The organism is Grimontia hollisae CIP 101886 (assembly GCF_000176515.1).
GTDB lineage: Bacteria > Pseudomonadota > Gammaproteobacteria > Enterobacterales > Vibrionaceae > Enterovibrio > Enterovibrio hollisae.
Genome location: NZ_ADAQ01000010.1, coordinates 140,740 through 160,689 on the forward strand (window position 1 = coordinate 140,740; position 19,950 = coordinate 160,689).

Annotated in this window: 18 protein-coding genes; 11 read left to right on the plus strand and 7 right to left on the minus strand. The window is 46.4% G+C overall.

All coding sequences use genetic code 11. From position 1 onward, the window contains the following. The first annotated feature begins 1 nt into the window (after position 1). The 3 genes from lpoB to VHA_RS05420 all read left to right on the plus strand — a co-directional run bounded on the left by lpoB (position 2) and on the right by VHA_RS05420 (position 3,238). The gene (lpoB, locus tag VHA_RS05410) at positions 2-604 is read left to right on the plus strand and encodes a penicillin-binding protein activator LpoB (protein WP_005502564.1); all 603 of its coding nucleotides are present in this window, start codon (positions 2-4) and stop codon (positions 602-604) included. A 71-nt stretch (positions 605-675) separates the two neighbouring features. Continuing rightward, positions 676-2,103 (plus strand): DUF6844 domain-containing protein, encoded by a 1,428-nt coding sequence (locus tag VHA_RS05415; protein ID WP_005502566.1) that lies wholly within the window; start codon positions 676-678, stop codon positions 2,101-2,103. 1 nt (position 2,104) lies between these two features. Further along, positions 2,105-3,238: a hypothetical protein gene (locus VHA_RS05420; RefSeq protein ID WP_005502568.1), complete on the plus strand. Its 1,134-nt coding sequence runs from the start codon at positions 2,105-2,107 to the stop codon at positions 3,236-3,238. A gap of 99 nt (positions 3,239-3,337) precedes the next feature. On the opposite strand, the gene VHA_RS05425 is transcribed toward VHA_RS05420, so the two are convergent. The 4 genes from VHA_RS05425 to nhaD all read right to left on the minus strand — a co-directional run bounded on the left by VHA_RS05425 (position 3,338) and on the right by nhaD (position 7,009). Next, positions 3,338-4,375 (minus strand): zinc-dependent alcohol dehydrogenase family protein, encoded by a 1,038-nt coding sequence (locus tag VHA_RS05425; RefSeq protein ID WP_040528266.1) that lies wholly within the window; start codon positions 4,373-4,375, stop codon positions 3,338-3,340. Between the two features lie 306 nt (positions 4,376-4,681). Next, positions 4,682-4,960 carry a peptidylprolyl isomerase PpiC gene (ppiC, locus tag VHA_RS05430; RefSeq protein ID WP_005502573.1) on the minus strand — a complete coding sequence of 93 codons (279 nt, stop codon included), beginning with the start codon at positions 4,958-4,960 and terminating at the stop codon, positions 4,682-4,684. Positions 4,961-5,012: 52 nt separating this feature from the next. Beyond that, positions 5,013-5,471 (minus strand): dCMP deaminase family protein, encoded by a 459-nt coding sequence (locus VHA_RS05435; protein ID WP_005502575.1) that lies wholly within the window; start codon positions 5,469-5,471, stop codon positions 5,013-5,015. Positions 5,472-5,584: 113 nt separating this feature from the next. Continuing rightward, entirely contained in the window at positions 5,585-7,009 is a 1,425-nt protein-coding gene (gene nhaD, locus VHA_RS05440; protein ID WP_040528267.1) for a sodium:proton antiporter NhaD, read from the minus strand. Between the two features lie 796 nt (positions 7,010-7,805). Here nhaD and VHA_RS05445 point away from each other — a divergent pair. The 3 genes from VHA_RS05445 to VHA_RS05455 are packed head-to-tail and all read left to right on the plus strand — an operon-like array spanning position 7,806 to position 10,495. Continuing rightward, positions 7,806-8,774 carry an ABC transporter substrate binding protein gene (locus tag VHA_RS05445; RefSeq protein ID WP_040528269.1) on the plus strand — a complete coding sequence of 323 codons (969 nt, stop codon included), beginning with the start codon at positions 7,806-7,808 and terminating at the stop codon, positions 8,772-8,774. Between the two features lie 18 nt (positions 8,775-8,792). Then, positions 8,793-9,704, plus strand: a complete 912-nt coding sequence (locus VHA_RS05450) for an ABC transporter permease (protein ID WP_005502581.1) — start codon at positions 8,793-8,795, stop codon at positions 9,702-9,704. After that, positions 9,701-10,495, plus strand: a complete 795-nt coding sequence (locus VHA_RS05455; protein WP_005502582.1) for an ABC transporter ATP-binding protein — start codon at positions 9,701-9,703, stop codon at positions 10,493-10,495. Before VHA_RS05450 ends, VHA_RS05455 begins: the two co-directional genes overlap by 4 nt. A 72-nt stretch (positions 10,496-10,567) precedes the next feature. Here the strand turns inward: VHA_RS05455 and viaA are convergent, their stop codons facing one another. The 3 genes from viaA to sseA all read right to left on the minus strand — a co-directional run bounded on the left by viaA (position 10,568) and on the right by sseA (position 14,842). Next, complete coding sequence (viaA, locus tag VHA_RS05460; protein ID WP_005502585.1) at positions 10,568-12,016, minus strand: ATPase RavA stimulator ViaA; 1,449 nt, start codon at positions 12,014-12,016, stop codon at positions 10,568-10,570. Between the two features lie 9 nt (positions 12,017-12,025). Further along, entirely contained in the window at positions 12,026-13,660 is a 1,635-nt protein-coding gene (locus tag VHA_RS05465) for an AAA family ATPase (protein ID WP_172465041.1), read from the minus strand. Between the two features lie 309 nt (positions 13,661-13,969). After that, positions 13,970-14,842 carry a 3-mercaptopyruvate sulfurtransferase gene (sseA, locus tag VHA_RS05470; RefSeq protein WP_040528271.1) on the minus strand — a complete coding sequence of 291 codons (873 nt, stop codon included), beginning with the start codon at positions 14,840-14,842 and terminating at the stop codon, positions 13,970-13,972. Positions 14,843-14,904: 62 nt separating this feature from the next. Between sseA and VHA_RS05475 the strand changes: the two genes are divergently transcribed. The 5 genes from VHA_RS05475 (at position 14,905) to VHA_RS05495 (ending at position 19,946) form a co-directional block, all read left to right on the plus strand. Then, entirely contained in the window at positions 14,905-15,807 is a 903-nt protein-coding gene (locus VHA_RS05475) for a lipid A deacylase LpxR family protein (RefSeq protein ID WP_040528273.1), read from the plus strand. Positions 15,808-16,442: 635 nt separating this feature from the next. Then, positions 16,443-17,597 (plus strand): HD-GYP domain-containing protein, encoded by a 1,155-nt coding sequence (locus tag VHA_RS05480; protein WP_005502590.1) that lies wholly within the window; start codon positions 16,443-16,445, stop codon positions 17,595-17,597. Positions 17,598-17,702: 105 nt separating this feature from the next. Continuing rightward, positions 17,703-18,125, plus strand: a complete 423-nt coding sequence (locus VHA_RS05485; RefSeq protein ID WP_005502591.1) for a DUF3010 family protein — start codon at positions 17,703-17,705, stop codon at positions 18,123-18,125. A 516-nt stretch (positions 18,126-18,641) separates the two neighbouring features. Beyond that, positions 18,642-19,256: a glutathione S-transferase gene (locus tag VHA_RS05490; protein ID WP_005502592.1), complete on the plus strand. Its 615-nt coding sequence runs from the start codon at positions 18,642-18,644 to the stop codon at positions 19,254-19,256. Between the two features lie 21 nt (positions 19,257-19,277). After that, the gene (locus tag VHA_RS05495) at positions 19,278-19,946 is read left to right on the plus strand and encodes a glutathione S-transferase family protein (protein ID WP_005502593.1); all 669 of its coding nucleotides are present in this window, start codon (positions 19,278-19,280) and stop codon (positions 19,944-19,946) included. The last annotated feature ends 4 nt before the right edge of the window (positions 19,947-19,950 follow it).

Consider the following 19,950-nt stretch of genomic DNA (forward strand, 5'->3'; position numbering starts at 1 on the left):
GATGAAAAAATTTGCTATTGCAGCTGTCATAGCAGCGACGAGCTTAGCTGGCTGTAAAACGACAACGTCTTATATTGATGCAGCAGACACCACAACAAACGTGGTGGCGGCACTTTCTTATGCTGACTTCTCGAAGGCAGCAAATGAAATGGCGGATGAGATTATCGCAAGTAAATTGATGACTCACCCACAAGCGGATGCTGGTGGGCGTTACATCATTTATGTTAGTGATATTGAAAACGACACCATGCAGCGTTTAGACACGGATCAACTCACTAAATCCCTACGCGTCAAGTTGCTTCAGTCGGGCAAGTTTTTAGTGACAACTGCGTTCGGTGAAGATGATGCAACAAAGAAAATGCGTGATTTAAAAGACTCAAAAATGGTTAAGCAATCAAGTGTTAAAGGCAATAACCAAGTATTAGCACCTGACTTTAGTCTATCAGGCAAGATACTTCAGCGAGACTCTACTTTAGATAATGGTGATACACGAATCGAGTACTACTTCCAAATGTCGCTGACCAACATTGAAAATGGCCTAGCGTACTGGGAAGGGGAACGAGTGGTAGGGAAAGTGGCTGATGGCGCTAGTGTGAGCTGGTAAAGAGCACTGACTGAATGATGGGCAGTATCTACTGCCCATCACTTTTTAGTTTGAAGGTTAGGTAATTAATAATGAAATTGAACAAACTGCTTACGGCTATGTTGGTTGCTGGTTTATCACTGACTGCAGCAGCTTCTGACGAAGTTAAGCGTGTAGACACGACTGTGACAGCAGAAGTGACAGAAGACGTCGCTGGTAAGCAAACAGATAGCGATGTTGTTCAGGTTAAAGACGATGTTGATACTGCTGATGTTATTGATGAGAAGCTAAATACATACATAGCAAAAATAAAACGCAATTTGCATAACCAAGGAAAGCAACACAGCGTCTTTGTTTATTCAGGTTCAGCTGAAATTATGGCTGACCGCAACGATCCTCGATGGACCGAGTTTCGAGTAGCGGCATTGGACAAAGCCGTGTTAGAAGCACAAAAAGAGTATCTGCAAACACTGAATACAAATGTTGATAACAACATGCTTTATTCCATGACTAAAAACAGTGGCTTACCAACACCAACGGAAGAGGACTTTCAGAGCGACTCTAAGATGGCAAGCTTCATTGATAAAGTAGTTGCTGTACTTGAAGGTAAACTCGATAAAGAGCTACAAGAAATGGGGATCGACCCAAAAGAATTCGACACTGCTCCGCCATCCATCAAGCGAGATCTGTTCAAGGAATCGGTTATTAAACAAACGGTAAGAGCGTCATATGGTGACCTAGCTGGCATGATGGTTATCAAAACATTCGAGGAAATCAGGGACTCAGGTCAAGGTACTGTCGGGGTTGTACTTGCACTGTCCGCCAACAAGCGAGACCAAGTTCGTGCAATGATTGATTCTGATGGACAAATTGCACCACAAAAGGATAAAGCAAATCCTAAGATGACCTCTATCTACGACATGTTCTACAACCAAAAAGACACGCTATACCTGAAAGCCGGAACTCAAGTTGCTTATGACTCAGAGGGCTATCCCATGTTGATTTCCTACGGGCAAGCAGGGGTAACTTATGCATCATCTTCTGCGGAAAGGAAAATTGAACGTAAAGCTGCAAAGAGCTTTGCGACCAATAATGCATGGGCAAGCTTAGCCCAAACATACAACCTGAATGGGGATTTCCAAGAATCAACATCAGAAGAAAGCCGAGTCAGTAAATCTGAACAGTTTGACTTAATCGCGGGGGCTGTCCGAAAAAAATCGCCAGGTCTTACTAATGAGTTGATAAAAGCTGTTGAACAAAGTGCGTCAATGACATCAAGTCTACAAAATATGACCGGTGTGAGTACTGAATTTGAATGGAGCCGTAAGCATCCAGTCATGGGGCATGAGATGGTTGGCACTGTGCTTGTCTGGCATCCCAAAAAGATCGTTAGTACAAAAAACATGGCAAACGGAATGCGTGCTGACAAATTAGAACAAGAAGCATTGGGAGCAGAATCTCTGTCAGGAAGCATTAATTCTGCAGAGTCGGAAGATATGTTTGATGCTGCGGATTTTTAGTATGAATAAAGGACTTATATTACTTTGTGCTGCAACTTTTTTTTCGTGTTTCTCTCAAGCTGCGAGTTATGAAAAAGTCGTAACGACAGGGCAAGGCGAAACGTTAGATCAAGCTATTGATGTTGGTTTGAGACGAGCTGTAGAACAGGTCTCTGGTGTATCCATTGAAAGTTCTCGTTCATCACTATTGATGTCCGCTAGCGATGGAAAAACTAAGCAATTGGTAGATTCTATGGCAGACGGTACAGCAACTTACTCGCGAGGCGATGTTAAATACAAAATCTTGAGTGAGAAGTGTTCAAATGATGACTGTCGGGTAAGGCTAGAGGTGAAGGTTAACGTCGATCCTAGAGATAAGATTAGAGACCAAAATGCAAATAGAAGAACAATCGCCGTTGGTGATTTTTCTGGACCAAAAGGCTCTACTATTGGCAAGAAAGTTGAAGAACTATTGGTTCAAGACCGCAAATTCAAAGTACTTCATGACAAACGAGATCCTGCATTGCAATATTTCGTTACTGGCAAAGTTATTACAGCCGAAACCAACAAGCGTGTGGTCGATAATTCGCGCACTGTAGAGTTAACAGGAGAGAGCATTAAAGATGTAAAAACCTACTACAAATCCAACGTTTTGGTAAAATTTCAGATTCTTGATGTCGTCAATAATCAAGTAAAATGGTCAGCAACTGTTCCAACCACTTCAAACCGGAATAACTTGAGTCTGTTGGTTGATATTGCATCTAAGAAGGTATTTAACCAACTGAAAGATAATATTTATCCTTTGGTTGTCTTGGTTGGGGAGAATGGTTCTTTAGTTTTGAATTCGGGCGGCAACACAGTTAAGCAAGGACAGCACTTTGATGTGTTCAACTTAGGTGAAAAGTTCATCGATCCAGTTACAAAAGAGAGTTTGGGGCGTGATGAAATCAAAGTCGCGACTGTCAAAGTGACAAAAGTGCTGCCTAAGTTATCTTACGTAAGTGTCGTAACAGGCAATGCTGCGGATATTAAAAACCATAGCATTGCACGCAAGTCTGCTTATACCAAGCCACAGAGTAAAAAAACAAGTCAACCTGCGCCAAAAGCTGTTAAGCCTAAACCTAAAGAAGAAAAAACTGTTGGAATTATCCTCTAAAATGAAAACCGCCTGCCACGGCGGTTTTTTCAATCTATTCGCCCAAGTTTATCACGATGCGATTCTTCTACCCCCAAGCTACATGATGATCTGGCAATCTCAGGGAGAAATAATCACTTTCAACGCTTTTGAGTGAGCAGCATCAGAAAAGGTATCATACGCACTTAAGACTTCTTCCAGACTGAAGCGGTGAGTGATCAAAACCGAAGGATCGAGCTTTTTCGAAGCGACAGTTTTAAGCAACATCGGTGTTGTCTGTGTATCGACCAATCTGGTGGTGATAGACACATTGTGGGCCCACAATGTTTCCAAATGCAGATCCACTTTCGTTCCATGAACGCCTACATTGGCAATATTGCCTCCGGCAGTGACAATACTTTCGCACACCGCGAAGGTGGCTGGTATACCCACGGCTTCAATCGACGTGTCTACGCCCAACTGGTCAGTCAGCGCCATTACCGCCGCAACGGCATCTTCCCTGCTGCTGTTAACAACGTCTGTTGCTCCGAACTGTTTGGCAACCTGCAACCGGTTTTCATCCAGATCAATAACAATGATCTTAGCAGGCGAATAGAATTGGGCAGTTAACAGCGCGGCTAGACCAACCGGGCCCGCGCCCACAATGGCAACGGTGCTTCCCGGTTCGACCTGACCGTTAAGGACACCACATTCAAAGCCGGTTGGCAGGATATCACTCAACATAACCAGTGCTTCTTCGTCAGCGTCTTCGGGGATGTGATAAAGGCTGGTGTCAGCATGGGGAATGCGCACGTATTCTGATTGGGTGCCATCTATCATATGCCCTAAAATCCATCCGCCAGACACACAGTGTGAGTACATGCCTTTTCGGCAATTTACGCATCGTCCACAACTGGTGATACAAGAAATCAGTACTTTATCGCCGGGCTTAAATGCGGTGACACCCTCGCCCGCTTCGTACACCGTCCCTACGCCTTCATGTCCGAGTATCCGTCCCGGTTCACACGTAGGAACATCCCCTTTCAAAATATGCAGATCGGTGCCGCAGATTGTGGTTTTGTCGATTTTTACAACAACATCGGTCGCATCAATCAGTGATGGCATAGGTCGGTCTTCAAGCGTTTTTTTACCGGGTCCGTGGTACACAAGTGCTTTCATATTGTTCACTCCATTTGAAATAACGTTCCAACCAGAGTGTTCTCAGCAACAACTGTGCCACTCTTTTTACTTTCTAACCATTTGAATTTTAAGAATTGATAAAAAGCAGCGTCCTAAAGTCGGACACTGGCGGTCAGTCTATGTATGGATTTCAAACACTCCGCCAGTGATTAATGATATAACTGGATTGGCGTTTTTCTGTTGTCAGCGGCGGGTGATATTAGCTTGACTAGCACTTGTGTTAACTTAGTAAATACAATGCTTAAGACATCCTCGAATTAATAAAGCCTATGCAGCTTTCAACCATCATGTCCGATAAAGTACCTTCACCACATGCCAGCCAAATTTGGTCTTGACGATATGTGGTGTCAGTATCTCTGCGTTAAAACAAACTTTGTCAAATTGGGGTACCATTTGGCCACGACGGAATTCGCCAAGGTCACCGCCCTTCTTACCTGAAGGACAGAGTGAGTATTTCTTTGCCAGAGTCTGGAACTTGGCCCCCTTTTTCAACTGACTGACAAGGTCCTCCGCCTGGTTTTGATGCTTAACCAGAATATGAAGAGCATGTGCTGTTTTGGCCATGATTGCACTCTTTTACTACTGTATTTCAATGGAGGCGGATTATATCCAAGGTTTAGTGTGCTTTGCAGTTTTTCAGCTCATCCAATGGTAACCAGTTTATCTTCACCCCTGCCTGCTCAAACATATCAACGCTGACTTGGATTTTGTCACCCCAGCGGGAAAGAAAATCTTCACTTTGTTCAGGGCAATGGACCTGTGAAATACCGGTTTGAATGATCTTCGCAGCGCAATTCGGGCACGGGAAATGGGTTACCCAGATTTCACAGTCCAGTAAGTCACGTTTAGCAAATAAAATCGCATTTTCCTCTGCATGCAGGGTTTTCAGCAATTTCATCTCCCGCCCATCTGTTTCAGCGCTGTCTGAAATACCATGGGGATAACCATTAAACCCTACCGATACAATACGGTTGCCTTTGGTGATTACCGCACCGACCTGGGTTGAAGGGTCTTTACTCCAAGAGCCTACCAACTTCGCCATTTGATAAAAGCGTACTGCCCATTTTGAGATCATTGTCTTTCCGATATGTTATCGAGCCATCATGGCACTATTTTGCAAAAGTGACAGGCATAGCTCAACAAAAAAGCGGCTGGAAAGCCGCTTTCATAGTGAAACCACTCGATGCATTAAAACAGTGCGCTGTTAATAGTTAAATGGGCCAGGATCGCCGCCACATACCCCAACATAATGACAGGACTCCACTTAAGGTGACCAAAGAAAGTGTACTTACCCCGGGCCTGTCCCATCAGCGCGACACCGGCGGCAGAACCCAGTGATAACAAGCTGCCTCCCACACCTGCTGTTAAGGTGACTAATAGCCAGTTACCCATCGACATATCTGGCTGCATGGTTAACACCGCAAACATGACAGGTATATTATCGACAACTGCAGAAAGTAACCCGACGATGATATTTGCCCAGATCGGATCCCATTGCAGGTACATGATGTTTGAGATAGTGGCAAGATAACCAATCAGGCTAAGGCCCCCCACACACATTACAACGCCATAGAAGAACAATAAGGTATCCCACTCGGCATGGGAAACACGGCGAAATACATCAAAAGGAACCACGGAGCCTAAACGTTTCAATGCAGCTTCGTCTTGCTTAGCCTGTGCGATAGCACGTTTTCTTGCCAGAGAACGGGGTAAGGTTTTGCGAAGGTAAAAACCAAAGAACTGCAAATAAGCAAGGCCCATCATCATCCCAATCACAGGAGGGAAATGAACCAGTCCATGAAAACCAACAGCGGTGACAATGGTCAACAGGAAAAGGACCACAATGCGCTTTGCGCCACGCTTGATTTCCACATATTCATGCACCACGTTTGGCTGAACTTTCGGGATAAACAGCGACATAATGAATGCAGGCACAACATAGTTGATCACCGAAGGAATAAACAGTGCACCAAACTCGAAGAAGTTAACAAGCCCTGCCTGCCAAACCATCAATGTGGTGATATCACCAAAGGGGCTGAAAGCACCGCCAGCATTGGCTGCTACTACTATGTTGATACAGGCAAGATTGACAAATTTTGTATTGTCTCCGCCGATTTTCAGTACTACGGTACACATCAACAGCGCGGTTGTAAGATTATCGGCAATGGGTGAAATAAAGAAAGAGAGAATGCCAGTGATCCAGAAAAGCTGCCTAAGATCATAACCCTTACCGACAATCCAGGCTTTCAGCCCATCGAACAGTCGTCGCTCTTCCATCGCGGAAATATATGTCATCGCGACAAGTAAGAAGAGCATTAGTTCCGCATATTCAAGCAAATTATGCTCAATAGCGCCTTGTGCGATATCTATTTGCCCCGCGCCCGAATAGGCAAAGCCAAGCATCAACCAGATCAACCCGGCTGCCAGCAGTACCGGTTTCGATTTTCTGAGGTGCAACTGCTCTTCGAGCATGACGAGGGTGTACGCCGCTGCAAAAATAACCAAAGAAAAATAACCAACAGCGGAATTGGTCAAATCCAGAGGGGTGCCACTGGTAGTGGCAGCGACGGCATTACCGGAAAACAGTAATACTAACGCCATTAAACACTTCATCCTTGTGCCTCCAAGCGAATTAAATGGGGGGGTTCGCGCGGGGCATAATCTGCTTCATGAGCGGGTAGAATACACTCACCGATGCAATGCCCCAAAATGATCTCTCCCTGATATTTTCACAACCTCTCACGATACGCAGTATATCAGTGGAAATATGGATGTTATTTATAGTGATTACTGGCAGATCCTGACCAGTATGGCGCTCAAATAACGCGCACCAATGATAGATCTTGTTAAAGAATATTGCAGCGTAAATTGCTGACTTTCGGGCATTCTCCACAAACCTGATTTTTAACAGCGATTCTTATGTTTCACTGTTGGTAAATGCGAGCATGATCTGGCATTTCTAAACTAAAAGATGATAGTGAAGCACGGGAAGCGCCCTCTTTCATATTCCCACTGAATCACGATTTACATTGTAAAAAACTGACTGCAAAGTTACTTAGATCAAATTTTTTTACAAAAAAGTACAGGCCCCCACCGTAAAGTGATTGTGACATATCATTCACTGCTTTATAACGTAAGAGAGGTGTCAGTATCTGTATTCAATTAATTTTAGTAGTGCATGTTTTGGCTCATTTAAACTTTGACCGGCACGTTCACATGCTTAAAAGATTGTTGTTTTTCATTGCATTAAACAAACATGGACAAACTGTGCTACTGCACCGAGCATCATATTCATTCTAAGCTAAATCTTTAGTGCCTGATTTAACATCAGATTTTGGATATAACAAAGGAATAACACAGGCGGAAAGATGAGCGTAAAGCTCGCTATCCACTTATCACGGAGAAAGAGATGAACGTATCCAAACTACTTCTGTCCGCGTGCTGTGCCGCAGCACTTATGACTACCCCTCTTACTGCAATGGCAGACACCGCAAAGGTCGCGGTCTCGCAAATCGTTGAGCACCCTGCCCTAGATGCAACGCGTCAGGGTTTATTGGATGGCTTAAAAAATCTTGGGTTTGAAGAAGGCAAGAACCTTGACTTTTCCTACCAGACTGCGCAAGGCAATCCAGCAATCGCTGTTCAAATTGCACGTCAGTTCGTTGGTGAAAAACCCGATGTGCTGGTAGGTATTGCAACTCCCTCTGCCCAGGCACTGGTTGCTGCAACCAAATCTATTCCCGTCGTTTTCACTGCCGTTACCGACCCCGTTGGTGCCAAGTTAATTAAAAACATGGATCAACCAAATGCGAACGTGACCGGTTTGTCAGATCTTTCCCCTGTTGCCCAACACGTGGCGCTGGCAAAAGAACTTTTGCCAAACATGACGTCTATCGGGGTTGTCTACAACCCTGGTGAAGCGAATGCCGTCGCGCTGGTTGAACTGCTACGAGAAGCCGCCGGGCAACACGGTGTGAAAGTGGTAGAAGGCACGGCCCTTAAAAGTGCTGATGTTCAATCCGCAGCGCAAATTGTCGCTTCTCAGGCTGATGTTATTTATGCCCCAACCGATAACACTGTCGCCAGTGCGATTGATGGTTTAGTTGTCGCCGCAAATCAAGCGAAGAAACCCGTCATCGGTGGTGCAACATCTTATATTCCAAACGGCACCGTGGCGGCATTGGGCTTTGATTACTACCAGATTGGTGTACAAACAGCTGATTATGTCGCTGCCCTACTCAAAGGCGAAAAAGTTGCAGATCTGCCCGCTAAAGTTGCCATTGGTTCTGATCTGGCGATAAACCTGAAAGCGGCAGATAAGCTGGGGATTGAGATCCCCCAAGCACTGCTTGAGCGCGCAACCACCGTAGAAAAATAACCGAGTCAGGAGCAGTACATGACCTCTATTGCCTTTTTTGGCACGCTGGAAGTAGGTCTGGTTTATGGCCTGGTTGCGCTGGGCGTATATCTGACTTTCCGGGTTTTAGATTTTCCGGATCTGACGGTTGATGGCAGCTTTCCGATGGGAGCTGCTGTTGCTGCCACACTGATTGTGTCCGGCGTTGATCCGTGGATTTCTACTTTTGCAGCAATGTTTGCCGCGTCATTGACAGGATTGGTGACTGCATTTCTTACAGTGAAATGTGGGATCCTCAACCTGCTCGCCAGCATCCTAACAATGATCGCAGCATTTTCTATCAATATCCGCATTATGGGGCGGCCAAATATCGCACTTTTAGGCGAAGACACCATTCTGACACCGTTTGAAAACATGGGTTTCGATCCTGTCTACGTGCGTCCGCTGGTGGTCTTTGTTCTGGTTGTTATCAGCGCACTGTTTGTGATCCGTTTACTTGCGAGTGACTTTGGTCTGGGTTTACGCGCAACCGGGGTGAACGCCCGCATGGTAAAAGCACAGGGAGCAAGTACCGCTTTTTACACCTATTTCGGCCTTGCGCTGTCAAATGGCTTTGTTGGCTTTTCAGGGGCGCTTTTCGCTCAAACCAACAGCTTTGCGGATGTCACTTCCGGCGTGGGCACCATTGTCGTCGGTCTTGCTGCTGTTATCCTCGGCCAAACCCTTCTGCCAGGAAGAAAAGTCTGGGTCGCGGTAGTAGCAGTAATTCTTGGTTCGGTGCTTTACCGTCTGGCTGTCGCATTTGCCCTCAGCTCCGGTATGTTTGGGTTGGAAGCCTCTGATCTGAACCTTGTTACCGCCGTGCTGGTTGCTCTTGCACTGGTTGCGCCGAAAATAAAACAGCAATACCAGAAGAATAAGAAAATGAAACAGGCTGAGGTGGTGAAATGATCGAATTAAAAGACATTCAAGTCACCTTCAATCCTGGCACTGTACTGGAAAACCGCGCACTGCGTGGTGTGTCGCTGACAGTACCTGAAAAGCAATTCCTGACCATTATTGGTTCAAATGGTGCGGGAAAATCTACCCTGTTAGGCGCTGTTTCCGGCGAAACACCGATGGTCGGTGGCCGTGTTGTGATTGACGATATTGATGTGACCAAGCAACAGGTCCACCAGCGCGCAGCGCTTGCCGCCCGCGTGTTTCAGGATCCGCTTGCCGGTACCTGTGCATCCCTGACCATTGAGGAAAACCTTGCGCTTGCTTACAGCCGTGGCAGCCGCCGTGGGTGGTCGTTGGCCTTGTCGAGCAAACGCCGTGACGTGTTTAGAGAGCGTATTTCCATTCTTGGATTAGGGCTGGAAGATCGTCTCGGTGACAGCATCGGCTTGCTTTCCGGTGGTCAAAGACAGGCGGTCAGCCTTGTTATGGCAACACTGTCAGACAGCAAGCTGCTGTTACTTGACGAGCACACCGCTGCGCTTGACCCACGCATGGCCGCGTTTGTTATCGACCTGACCAAAAAGGTGATCACAGAATTTGGATTGACGGCACTGATGGTGACGCATTCGATGAAAGATGCTCTCGCCTGTGGTGATCGCACTGTGATGCTTCACCAGGGAGAAATCGTGCTGGATGTAGAAGGCGAAGAACGTGCCAATATGGGTGTTCCCCAATTGCTGGATATGTTCAGTAAAGTTCGTGGCGAAGAACTGGCAGATGACAGCCTGCTGCTGAGCTGACATTCTTCAACGAATAGATGCAATATCCTTTTAAGGGCGGTACATAACCGCCCTTTTTGTTATGTCTAAATTCTAGAAACGCTTGAGCAGGCGTCCCATCAGTGACGGATGATAATCCCAGGTGTGATCAAACATTTCCATCAGTTTTGGATTGCCGTATTTTGACAGGCAGATAGCATGAAATCGATTATGTTGCTCTTTCAGCGCGTTCACTTTTTCCTGCACGTCTTTGGGCTGAACCGGTGCAATGAAATCCGAAATGACCACCAGATCGGCATTGCGGTATTTATCAGTGCCCATCAGTTCAATGGAATGGGTCAGCACGGGCGCTAAGTCTGTTCCCCCATGGAACGAATAAGAAAGAAAATTCAGCGCTTCTTTAAGCCCATTCTCACCAGTCAGTTCATAAGTGATGTGGTCAGTGGAAAAGATCATGACCGAGCAGTCTCTGTCTTCCTGTACCGCGATTTGCATCAAGGCATAAGCCATCGCCTTGGCACATTGTTCAGGAAAACCACTCATCGACCCTGATGCATCGACACAAATCAGGAATGGCCCTTTTTCCACCTCTACCTGCTTACTCTCAGGCTTAAACGATTTCACTTTTCTTAAAGAACGTTGCATGCCTTGCATGCGATAGGTCAGCAGGCGTTTGTCCGCAAAATGTTTGTAGAACAGAATTTCCAGTGCAGGTTCTGCAAGGTAGATAGTCTCGTTGGGAACAATCTTTTCAAGGTTATCGCTTTGATGGATACCAACAATATCATCAGCGACGTTATCGGCCGGTTCTTCAACCAATTTCAGTTCTTCTGCGGGTGAACGCTGGAGGGAAGGATCATCCACGTCATTCGCCATTCTCCCCAGCTTTTCGGCGATACTCTGAAGATCTTTGTTTTCTTTCAGGAAGGCAACAAAGCGCTTCAACAAATCTACATCGGTTTGGGTCACTTTTGATGAAGCCAGATCCCAAAGGCGGCCCACTTTTTCTAATGTTCCCTGCTCCCGCACATTTTCGAGCGTTTTGTAGGTTTCGATGCGCTGGTAAAGCTCTTTCAGCAGCTTTTCTTTGTGTGATTCAAGTTCTTTCTTCTGAGCCTTTTGAATGGCAATAGCTAAGTACTCATACCATTTTTTACAAAAATACGCCTGAAACATCGGCGTCTCATTGGCAACGTTTTTTTCGATCAAACGCCTTGCTTCCAGATAGAACCCGGACTTACCTTCAAGCTTTTTGATCATCGGTTTCGCATTGCTGACGAAATCCTGCTGCGACAGGGAAACCGCTTGCTGATAAAGTTGGATTTCCTGGCGTAAATCATCAGTAATGCAATCAGTGCTTAACCGGCGCTTTACAGAGTGTCGCCATTTACGGATATGCTGGCGCACTGCCGATTTAGCAGAAGGGCTGGCTTCTGTCATCATCAAAAGCTGGGGCTTGGCCATGACCTCATTGACAGCATGCTCCAACATGCCGGTTTCGGCTAGCATCATGCCTAGATGGAGACTTTCAGGACTCAGCATTCCCACTCCTTACTCGAAGTATTCGGCTAACATACGTGTTCGGAATGCGCCTTTCTCAAATTTAGCCGTTTGACGCTGCAATGCCTCCTCTGCGTCAGTAATGCTGTTGGCCAACAGTGTCAAAAGCTCTGTATTAGCAAAATGATGCGGTAGAGCAGCATTGAGCTGGCTGCGAGCCACCCGGATCATATGTTTGGCTTCGTCGATTTTAGCAATAGAGGCTTCATTCCTTTGCTGCCATTGCGCAAACGCATCAGCATCATTGTTATCGATGCCTGCAATAGCAACTGGAACCGGGCGATTGGCAATGTCTTTGATCACCAACTTGTGCTCACTGTCCACGTCAAATTTCAACAGACAAAGGTTCGGGTTTTTGTTGACGTAACCATACACATCGCATGCACCGTTCTTGATCTTCTTCTCAAACTCAGCCGCATCCACATAGACCCAACGGCTGTCTCCCTTTTCTTTTTCAGACACCGAAGGATTGGCTTCGAGCATGATAAATTTCACCAGGTTGTTTGCCATGTTGAGCGAATAACGACGAGCCTTCGTCAGGTCGACACGATTTTTCTCTTTTCGCATCGAAAGTTCAGTATCCACCGTGTGGCCCAGTGCGTTTTTGATTTCTTCTTCCAGCTCTTTGCTGTCTTCATTGGCCTCCTGGGCAAGGGCGAGCGCCTCTTGTTGGTTGAAGCAAACCTCTTGGGCAAAACGCCGCATCACCGCAGTCACCACATTGCGGGATTCTGGGCTGTGCCACAGACACTCTTGCAATAGAAGAAGGTCGACAGGGTTCACTTCGTGGCGACCATTGAAAAACGCACTGGCTTTCAGCAAACGAACCGCTTTTTTCCAGCGGCGATCAGAAATGTAAAGCTCTTCAGCGGGAAAATCATTGGTACTGTCTTCTGCTTCTTGTTCGAGCAACATTTTAAGTGCATAGATTTTTTCAAACACGTCGTCAGGCAAGCCCACGCTATCAATCTGCTGTTGCCATTGCTCGTACTCATGCGCTTTGATTGAGATATCTCTGCCGATAGTAATGTCAGGTTCACCGCTGTTGCCGGTCAGCAAGCGTTTGAAATTACTCTTTTCCTGAATCCGGTTGACAAAGATCCGCACCAACATCCGGTCATACAGTGCATCCAGACCGCTGTCTGGCTCTGGTAATTCATTTGAAGCGGTTACCAAAAGCCGCATTGGAACCGGCAAGACTTCACTGCCGTTGCGGAATACACGCTCGTTAACCACAGTGAGCAAGGTATTGAGGATAGCCGGTCCGGCTTTCCAGATCTCATCAAGGAAAACCACGTCTGCCGTTGGCAGGTAACCGTCAGTCAGGCGGACATATTTCCCGTTGTCTTTGAGCTCTTGAATAGAGAGCGGGCCAAACACTTCTTCCGGTGTCGAAAAGCGGGTCATCAGGTATTCGAAGAAGCGACTGTCATCGAAGGCTTCGATAAGACGCTTGGCAATATAACTTTTGGCAATGCCAGGGGGCCCCAGTAGAAAAACACTTTCACCGCTAAGCGCTGCGAGCAGACATAGACGAATAGTGTTCTCGCGTTCATAAACGCCGTTGGATAAAGCATGCACAAGCTTTTGAATGCGCTCAGGCAACAATGCATTGTTGGTAGGCATAGCGATTTGATTCGTCACGTTGCTGCTCCATTTTACTCATCAACAACATGAGACAAGTCATAACACATTGTTAATATTTTGTAACTATTAATATTTGCTTACATCTTGTATAGCATTTCAACTTTGACCTTTGCCACCGTTAAATCTTAGTTTGCATTCCAGTTGCATAAAAAACTCCCAACTTGATTCCCATTTGTTCATTGGATTGGTTAGAAGGCTGTCTTTCCCTCTTGGGTAACGTGAGTCAGCAAAAGCAGATAAAAAAGCCCCCGCAATTGCGAGGGCCTGATTACAGCAATTAAAACGTGTTCAATCCGTTACGACAGGTAAGGTAGGATGACTGCCCCACTCACTCCATGATCCATCATAAACCGTCACTGTTTTGCCCAGTGCATATTCACTCGCCAAAGCAAGCACACAGGCCGTCACCCCAGAGCCGCAAGATACGATGTTGGGCTTTTCATCTGAAATCACGCCCGCTAACAGCTGCTTCAACAGATCAGGTGATTTGTATTTTCCGTCTTGCAGCAGGCCTGAAAATGGCAGGTTTTTTGCCGTTGGCATATGGCCGCTACGCACACCCGGCCTTGGCTCTGGCGCCTTACCCGCGAAACGGTCAGCGGCGCGTACATCAATCACGTTCACTGAACAGGCTTCAATGCCAGCCAGCAGTGCTTCTGCGTCGATAACGCGCTCAGGTTGGAAGTTTGCAGAATAACGGCATGGCACAATTGTTGGTGGTTCTGACGTTTCCAATGAGCCGCCTATCGCTTCCCAGGCTGGCAAGCCACCATCCAGCACCGCAACGTGCTTGTGCCCCATCACTTTAAACATCCACCACCCACGGGGCGATGAGAAAATGCCTGTGCTGTCATACACGACCAGGTGATCGTCATGACTTATCCCCAACTCACCGACAGCAGCCTCAAATTCCTTTGGCGACGGAAGCATATGTGGCAGTGGCGAACGTTTATCATAAATCTCACCATCGAAATCGAAGTAAATCGCACCGGGAATACGCTTTTCGTGCCATTCCGCTTTGCCGTTTCTCCCCACGCCGGGCATGAACCAACTGGCGTCCACCAGCTTCAATGAAGGTGCATTGAGGTTATCTCTTAACCATTCGGCACTGACCAATACGTCATTTCTCTGTAGCAAATCACTCTCCTTATACTTCGCCATCGTCAGATCCAAATGAATGAGATAGCATGACCTAAGTTACTATTAAATATACTAAGGACCTTATGTTTTCACGCAGATTTTTGGGTACTGCGCTGCTTGCTGTCCCTATGCTCAGTGTTCCCGTCCACGCGGCGACCGTTTCCTTTTCCCTCGACAACGATAGTGCTCTGGGAACAGACCGAGATTATACCAGCGGCCTTTTCCTCCGTTGGTCCTCAAATCCAGACGTGATAGGTTACAGCTTGGAGATTGGCTCTCAAATGTGGACGCCGTCTGATATCGAACAGACCACACCTCAACCAAATGAGCGCCCTTATGCAGGCTTAGTCTATGGCATGGGAAGGGCCTATCACCAAACCGATTATCGCGCATTTAAAGGAAGTTTGATGCTCGGCACAGTTGGTCCCGACTCTTATGCCGAAGACGCGCAATCTATCGTTCACGACATTGTCGGCTCACCGGAGCCAAAAGGTTGGGACTACCAAATTAGCAACGAATTTGTCTATCAGGTAGGGCTTGAGGCCCATCAATTGTTAATGCGCGCCCCAATAGGCGAGTTTAGTGTGTTTGGGCGGGGACAAGGTGGCAATTTCCAAAGTGAAGTGGCCGTTGGTGGCACTTACCGGATTGGTTTTGACTTGGAAAACACTTTTGGTTCGACATCAGTTCTTCCGGGCAATGCAGTGGATATCGGCCTGTTAAGCCACAGTGACAGTGGCATGTTCTTTTTCGCCACCATTGAAGCGCGCTACCGTTTTGACGATATCACTATCGAAGGTGATAAGCCGGCTGAAAATGATGACATTCATGTTCAACATGGCCAGGCCGCGATTTCCAGTGGTGTCAGCTGGTATTCTCAACACTGGGGCGCAGTGGCATCAGTCACCGCCCAATCCAAGCAATTTGAGGAATCAGGCCGCGATCACAGTGCGTATGCCAACTTTACGCTGTTCTATCGTTACTAGGGTCTGTTGACCTTTGATGATGATTTTTGCAGCAGTTTGTGGGGACTTTATGCAAGGCAGAGGCTTCGACGTGTAGCTGGCCTACATGAGAAGCCAATAACGCAGGAGAAAGTTCCCTCAAACGCTGCCCGAAGGGTTCGGCTAAACGCGTTTTATGCTTTGTTGAGTTGTATTTGCTTAGAATGCTAGGCGGCATACAACTCGCCGCGCCTAAAACGCTTTTCGCAAGAACAAAAATTTAACCACCAAAGGTCAACAGACCCTAATAAGACAAAAAATAGGCTGGTGAGGATTGCCAGCCTATTGTGGTTTACCGCCCAAATTTCTACGCGATTGGTTGTAACAATTATGCTTCCTGTTCAACCAGCAACCCTTGGTTTTCTTCATAGTGCTAAGCAGATAACTGACGGTCATCTGAAACAAAGAACAAGACCATTCGTCATCTGGGCTTTTAGCAGGACAACGTACGTTTTATTATCATATTCGCCAATTTTTATCTCGCAATTTTGAACAGTAAGTGTGTATTTTGTATATAATTGTACTTATCAGTAATATCCTTCTTCGTCGCTGAATACAAACACTCAGGGTAAAGTAATCACGTCGACACCGGCATTAATTAATCGGAGCACACATCAATGCTGCAAAAAGTCGCCATTGATCATGTTGAGATCGGCATGTATGTCGAACAAATCGAATCTCAATGTGCCCGTACCAAAATGAAAAGGCCGGGGTTTATCAGACGACAGGAAACCATTGAAAACCTGCGCGATAAAGGCGTGTTATACGTTTATATCGACGCTGATCAAATCACTTCAGATGAGGATATCCAATACCGAGAAACCAAGCTGGGGAAGCATTCATCCATAAAAGGCAGTGATGAGTTCCGTGCGGCAAAAGAGTTGGTTGATACGTCCAAAAAGCAAATCAGTAAACTACTCAACGATATATACGAAAACAAACCCGTCGATATTGAGCCAGTCAAGCACATCAGCTCTGACATCGTAGACAACATTTTTGAACGACGCGACGCTGTACTGTGGATCAGCGGCATTCGTGAAAAAAGTGCGTATTTGCTCGAACACTCCATGAATGTTGCTTTCCATTTGGTGAACTTTGGCCGATATCTGGAGTTTGATCGCCAGACACTTGAAGAATTGGCTATTGGAGGCTTGGTGCATGACATTGGAAAGATTCTGGTTCGCGATGAAGTGTTAAACAAACCAGGGAAACTCACCGACGAAGAGTTTCTGCATATGAAAGAGCACCAAACCCTGTCACAACCCGTACTCAACAGCATGGTCGATTTACCTACCCTTAGCAAAGATGTCAGCTTGATGCATCATGAAAAACTCGATGGCAATGGTTATCCTAACGGCTTAAAAGGTGACGAACTGACAGTCATCGGACGTATGGCTTGCATCGTTGATATATATGATGCCTTAACGGCAGAGCGCTGCTACAAACCGGCCCTGTCTCCCTCAGAAGCATTTAAGATCATGATTGGCCTGACGCCCTTTCACCTCGACCCTGATCTGCTGAAAAAATTCATCCGCTGCATCGGTTTTTACCCGGTAGGTTCAGTGGTGGAACTGAGCAACGGCCGGGTAGGTCTGGTATGTAGAGAAAACCCGGATGATCTGATGACACCGACAGTGAAGCTTTTCTATTCAGCGCACACAGGCTCCTACCGTGAAGTCGAATATGTTGACCTAAAAAAACGCCCTGATCTCAAGATCGTTCGCGGACTGACCGAAGCCAAACTAAAGACAAACTTCAGCGAGTTCCGTTAACCGCTACAATATTCACCAATTGCGCCACTTCTCTCCTATATTTCATGACCTCGCCAGCGCTTTTTCTTATACTTGTCTCCTTAATTGATTTGTGGAACTGAAATAATGCGTATTTGTGCTGTTGATTTTAAAAGCAACGAAGCGAACATTTGCCTGCTTGAGTCAAATCAAGGTCTGTTTGAAGTGCCGGAATGCCGCGCACGAAAATTCACTATCACGGATGTGGCCAGCGCCGAGCAAATCCGAAACTTTCAGAAGCAGTTTGCAAAACTGATGGAAGATTACAAAGTGGATAAAATTGTTATCCGTGAACGCCCCACCAAGGGGAAATTCGCTGGTAGTGCGGCAGGCTTCAAGATGGAAGCAGCACTTCAACTGATCGACGGCATTGAAGCAGAAGTGTTCCCGTCATCAGAAATGAAACAGTCACTCAAGAGAAACCCTATTGCGGTTTCACTGAAAGAAGTTGGCCTGAAGCAATTCCAGGAACATGCTTTTATGACAGCGTGTGCCTACTTGAGCAAATAACAGGCTCACAGACCCACGGGGCTGCATACGCAGCCCTTTTTACCGCCCTCCACCTCCGCAAGAAGGTCATCACTGCGCTGTTTCTGGCAAATAACCAGTGGTTGCTAATGCGATCACATTTGGTCAGTCTGGCCCACCGATTGAAATATACATACAGGCGCATGAAAGCGAGGCACGCATCACGATATCTAACACTGGTCTCGTATTACCTGAAAATATGGGAAATCAATATCTAAGATCCATGGTCTCCGTTTGGGATGAAGAATATAAGTGAGAGCGTTCATTTGGAGTTTGGGCATTACATCGCCAAACTGATGGTGATGGACTGAATGTCACCAAGGATACTTATCGATTTCCAACTGTCTCAACGGCGACAACGTAAATATCTCGGTCTTGTTACCCCCTGATATATACCCAAGCAACCTGACGATGCAGAATTCAAGTTGCTTAGGGTTTGTTGACCCTGGTATATACTTATCGTCAAAGGATGATCTAAAACCATCACAGGGAGTAAATATGAAGCTTTACGAAGTTGGCGCTGCACCTAGCGCAAAGCGTGTCAATCTGTTTCTGGCAGAGAAAAAAATCGACATCCCGCGCGAACATGTTGATATTCGTGGAGGGGAAAACCTGACTGAATCGTTCAAAGCAAAAAGTATCAATGGACGCATTCCGATGCTGGAATTGGATGACGGTACGACAATCAGCGAATCAGTCGCGATTTGTCGTTATCTTGATGCGGCCTTTCCAAGTGACCACCATTTATTTGGGCACACACCAGTAGAAATTGGTCAGGTAGAGATGTGGAACCGCATCGCAGAACTTCAGGGACTGTTTACCGCCTTTCAGGCATTTCGCAATATCACGGGTATTTACAGTGACCGAGAACGCTGTGTAGAAGCTTGGGGAGAGGAATCCAAACAACGGGTAATGGAATTTTTACCTGTGCTGGAAACGCGCCTTTCAGAATCCCCCTTTCTTGCGGGCAAACGTTTTTCAATAGCAGACATCACTGCCTATGTCATGATCAACTTTATCAAAAACATGGATATCCATGTCGATGACAGCATGCCAGCGTTGAAAGCCTGGCTCGAAACCGTAAGCCAGAGAGACGCGTTCAAAGAAGCGTAACCAAAAGAAAAGGAATAGACAATGATTGAGCTCTATACAGCGGGTACGCCGAATGGCCATAAAATTTCTATTGCACTGGAGGAAATGGGCTTACCCTACAACTACCATGCGTTGGATTTGATGGAAGCTGACCAGAAAAAACCTGAATTCCTTGCTATCAATCCCAATGGCAGAATTCCAGCCATTGTTGATAAAGAAAACGGCGATTTTGCTGTGTTTGAATCGGGTGCCATTCTGATTTATCTCGCTGAGAAAACGGGGAAATTCTTGCCTGCGGATCCTAAAAAACGCAGCCAGGTGATTCAATGGCTGATGTTCCAGATGGGTGGTGTAGGCCCGATGATGGGTCAAGCCAATGTTTTCTACCGTTATTTCCCGGAGAAAATTCCTGCCGCAATCGAGCGTTACCAAAACGAAGGACGCCGTCTTTTTGAAGTCATGAATACCCAGTTAGCAACCCATGCTTATCTTGCCGGAAACGAATACACGATTGCTGATATGGCGACCTGGCCTTGGGTACGTATCCACGAATGGAGTGGCGTAGACATTACCGGTCTTGATCACTTAAAACGCTGGATGGATGAGCTGGCTGAGCGCCCAGCCTGTCAGAAAGGTTTACTAGTGCCCCCACCGTCGCCCCTTTCTGATGAAGAAAGAGCCAAACAGATCTCAAAGATGGTAACCAAATAATTGC

Excerpts from the sequence above, each read along its gene's own strand:
- lpoB (WP_005502564.1), top strand. The coding sequence starts at position 2 with ATGAAAAAATTTGCTATTGCAGCTGTCATAGCAGCGACGAGCTTAGCT.
- VHA_RS05415 (WP_005502566.1), top strand. The coding sequence starts at position 676 with ATGAAATTGAACAAACTGCTTACGGCTATGTTGGTTGCTGGTTTATCA.
- VHA_RS05420 (WP_005502568.1), top strand. The coding sequence starts at position 2,105 with ATGAATAAAGGACTTATATTACTTTGTGCTGCAACTTTTTTTTCGTGT.
- VHA_RS05425 (WP_040528266.1), bottom strand. The coding sequence starts at position 4,375 with ATGAAAGCACTTGTGTACCACGGACCCGGTAAAAAAACGCTTGAAGAC.
- ppiC (WP_005502573.1), bottom strand. The coding sequence starts at position 4,960 with ATGGCCAAAACAGCACATGCTCTTCATATTCTGGTTAAGCATCAAAAC.
- VHA_RS05435 (WP_005502575.1), bottom strand. The coding sequence starts at position 5,471 with ATGATCTCAAAATGGGCAGTACGCTTTTATCAAATGGCGAAGTTGGTA.
- nhaD (WP_040528267.1), bottom strand. The coding sequence starts at position 7,009 with ATGAAGTGTTTAATGGCGTTAGTATTACTGTTTTCCGGTAATGCCGTC.
- VHA_RS05445 (WP_040528269.1), top strand. The coding sequence starts at position 7,806 with ATGAACGTATCCAAACTACTTCTGTCCGCGTGCTGTGCCGCAGCACTT.
- VHA_RS05450 (WP_005502581.1), top strand. The coding sequence starts at position 8,793 with ATGACCTCTATTGCCTTTTTTGGCACGCTGGAAGTAGGTCTGGTTTAT.
- VHA_RS05455 (WP_005502582.1), top strand. The coding sequence starts at position 9,701 with ATGATCGAATTAAAAGACATTCAAGTCACCTTCAATCCTGGCACTGTA.
- viaA (WP_005502585.1), bottom strand. The coding sequence starts at position 12,016 with ATGCTGAGTCCTGAAAGTCTCCATCTAGGCATGATGCTAGCCGAAACC.
- VHA_RS05465 (WP_172465041.1), bottom strand. The coding sequence starts at position 13,660 with ATGCCTACCAACAATGCATTGTTGCCTGAGCGCATTCAAAAGCTTGTG.
- sseA (WP_040528271.1), bottom strand. The coding sequence starts at position 14,842 with ATGGCGAAGTATAAGGAGAGTGATTTGCTACAGAGAAATGACGTATTG.
- VHA_RS05475 (WP_040528273.1), top strand. The coding sequence starts at position 14,905 with ATGTTTTCACGCAGATTTTTGGGTACTGCGCTGCTTGCTGTCCCTATG.
- VHA_RS05480 (WP_005502590.1), top strand. The coding sequence starts at position 16,443 with ATGCTGCAAAAAGTCGCCATTGATCATGTTGAGATCGGCATGTATGTC.
- VHA_RS05485 (WP_005502591.1), top strand. The coding sequence starts at position 17,703 with ATGCGTATTTGTGCTGTTGATTTTAAAAGCAACGAAGCGAACATTTGC.
- VHA_RS05490 (WP_005502592.1), top strand. The coding sequence starts at position 18,642 with ATGAAGCTTTACGAAGTTGGCGCTGCACCTAGCGCAAAGCGTGTCAAT.
- VHA_RS05495 (WP_005502593.1), top strand. The coding sequence starts at position 19,278 with ATGATTGAGCTCTATACAGCGGGTACGCCGAATGGCCATAAAATTTCT.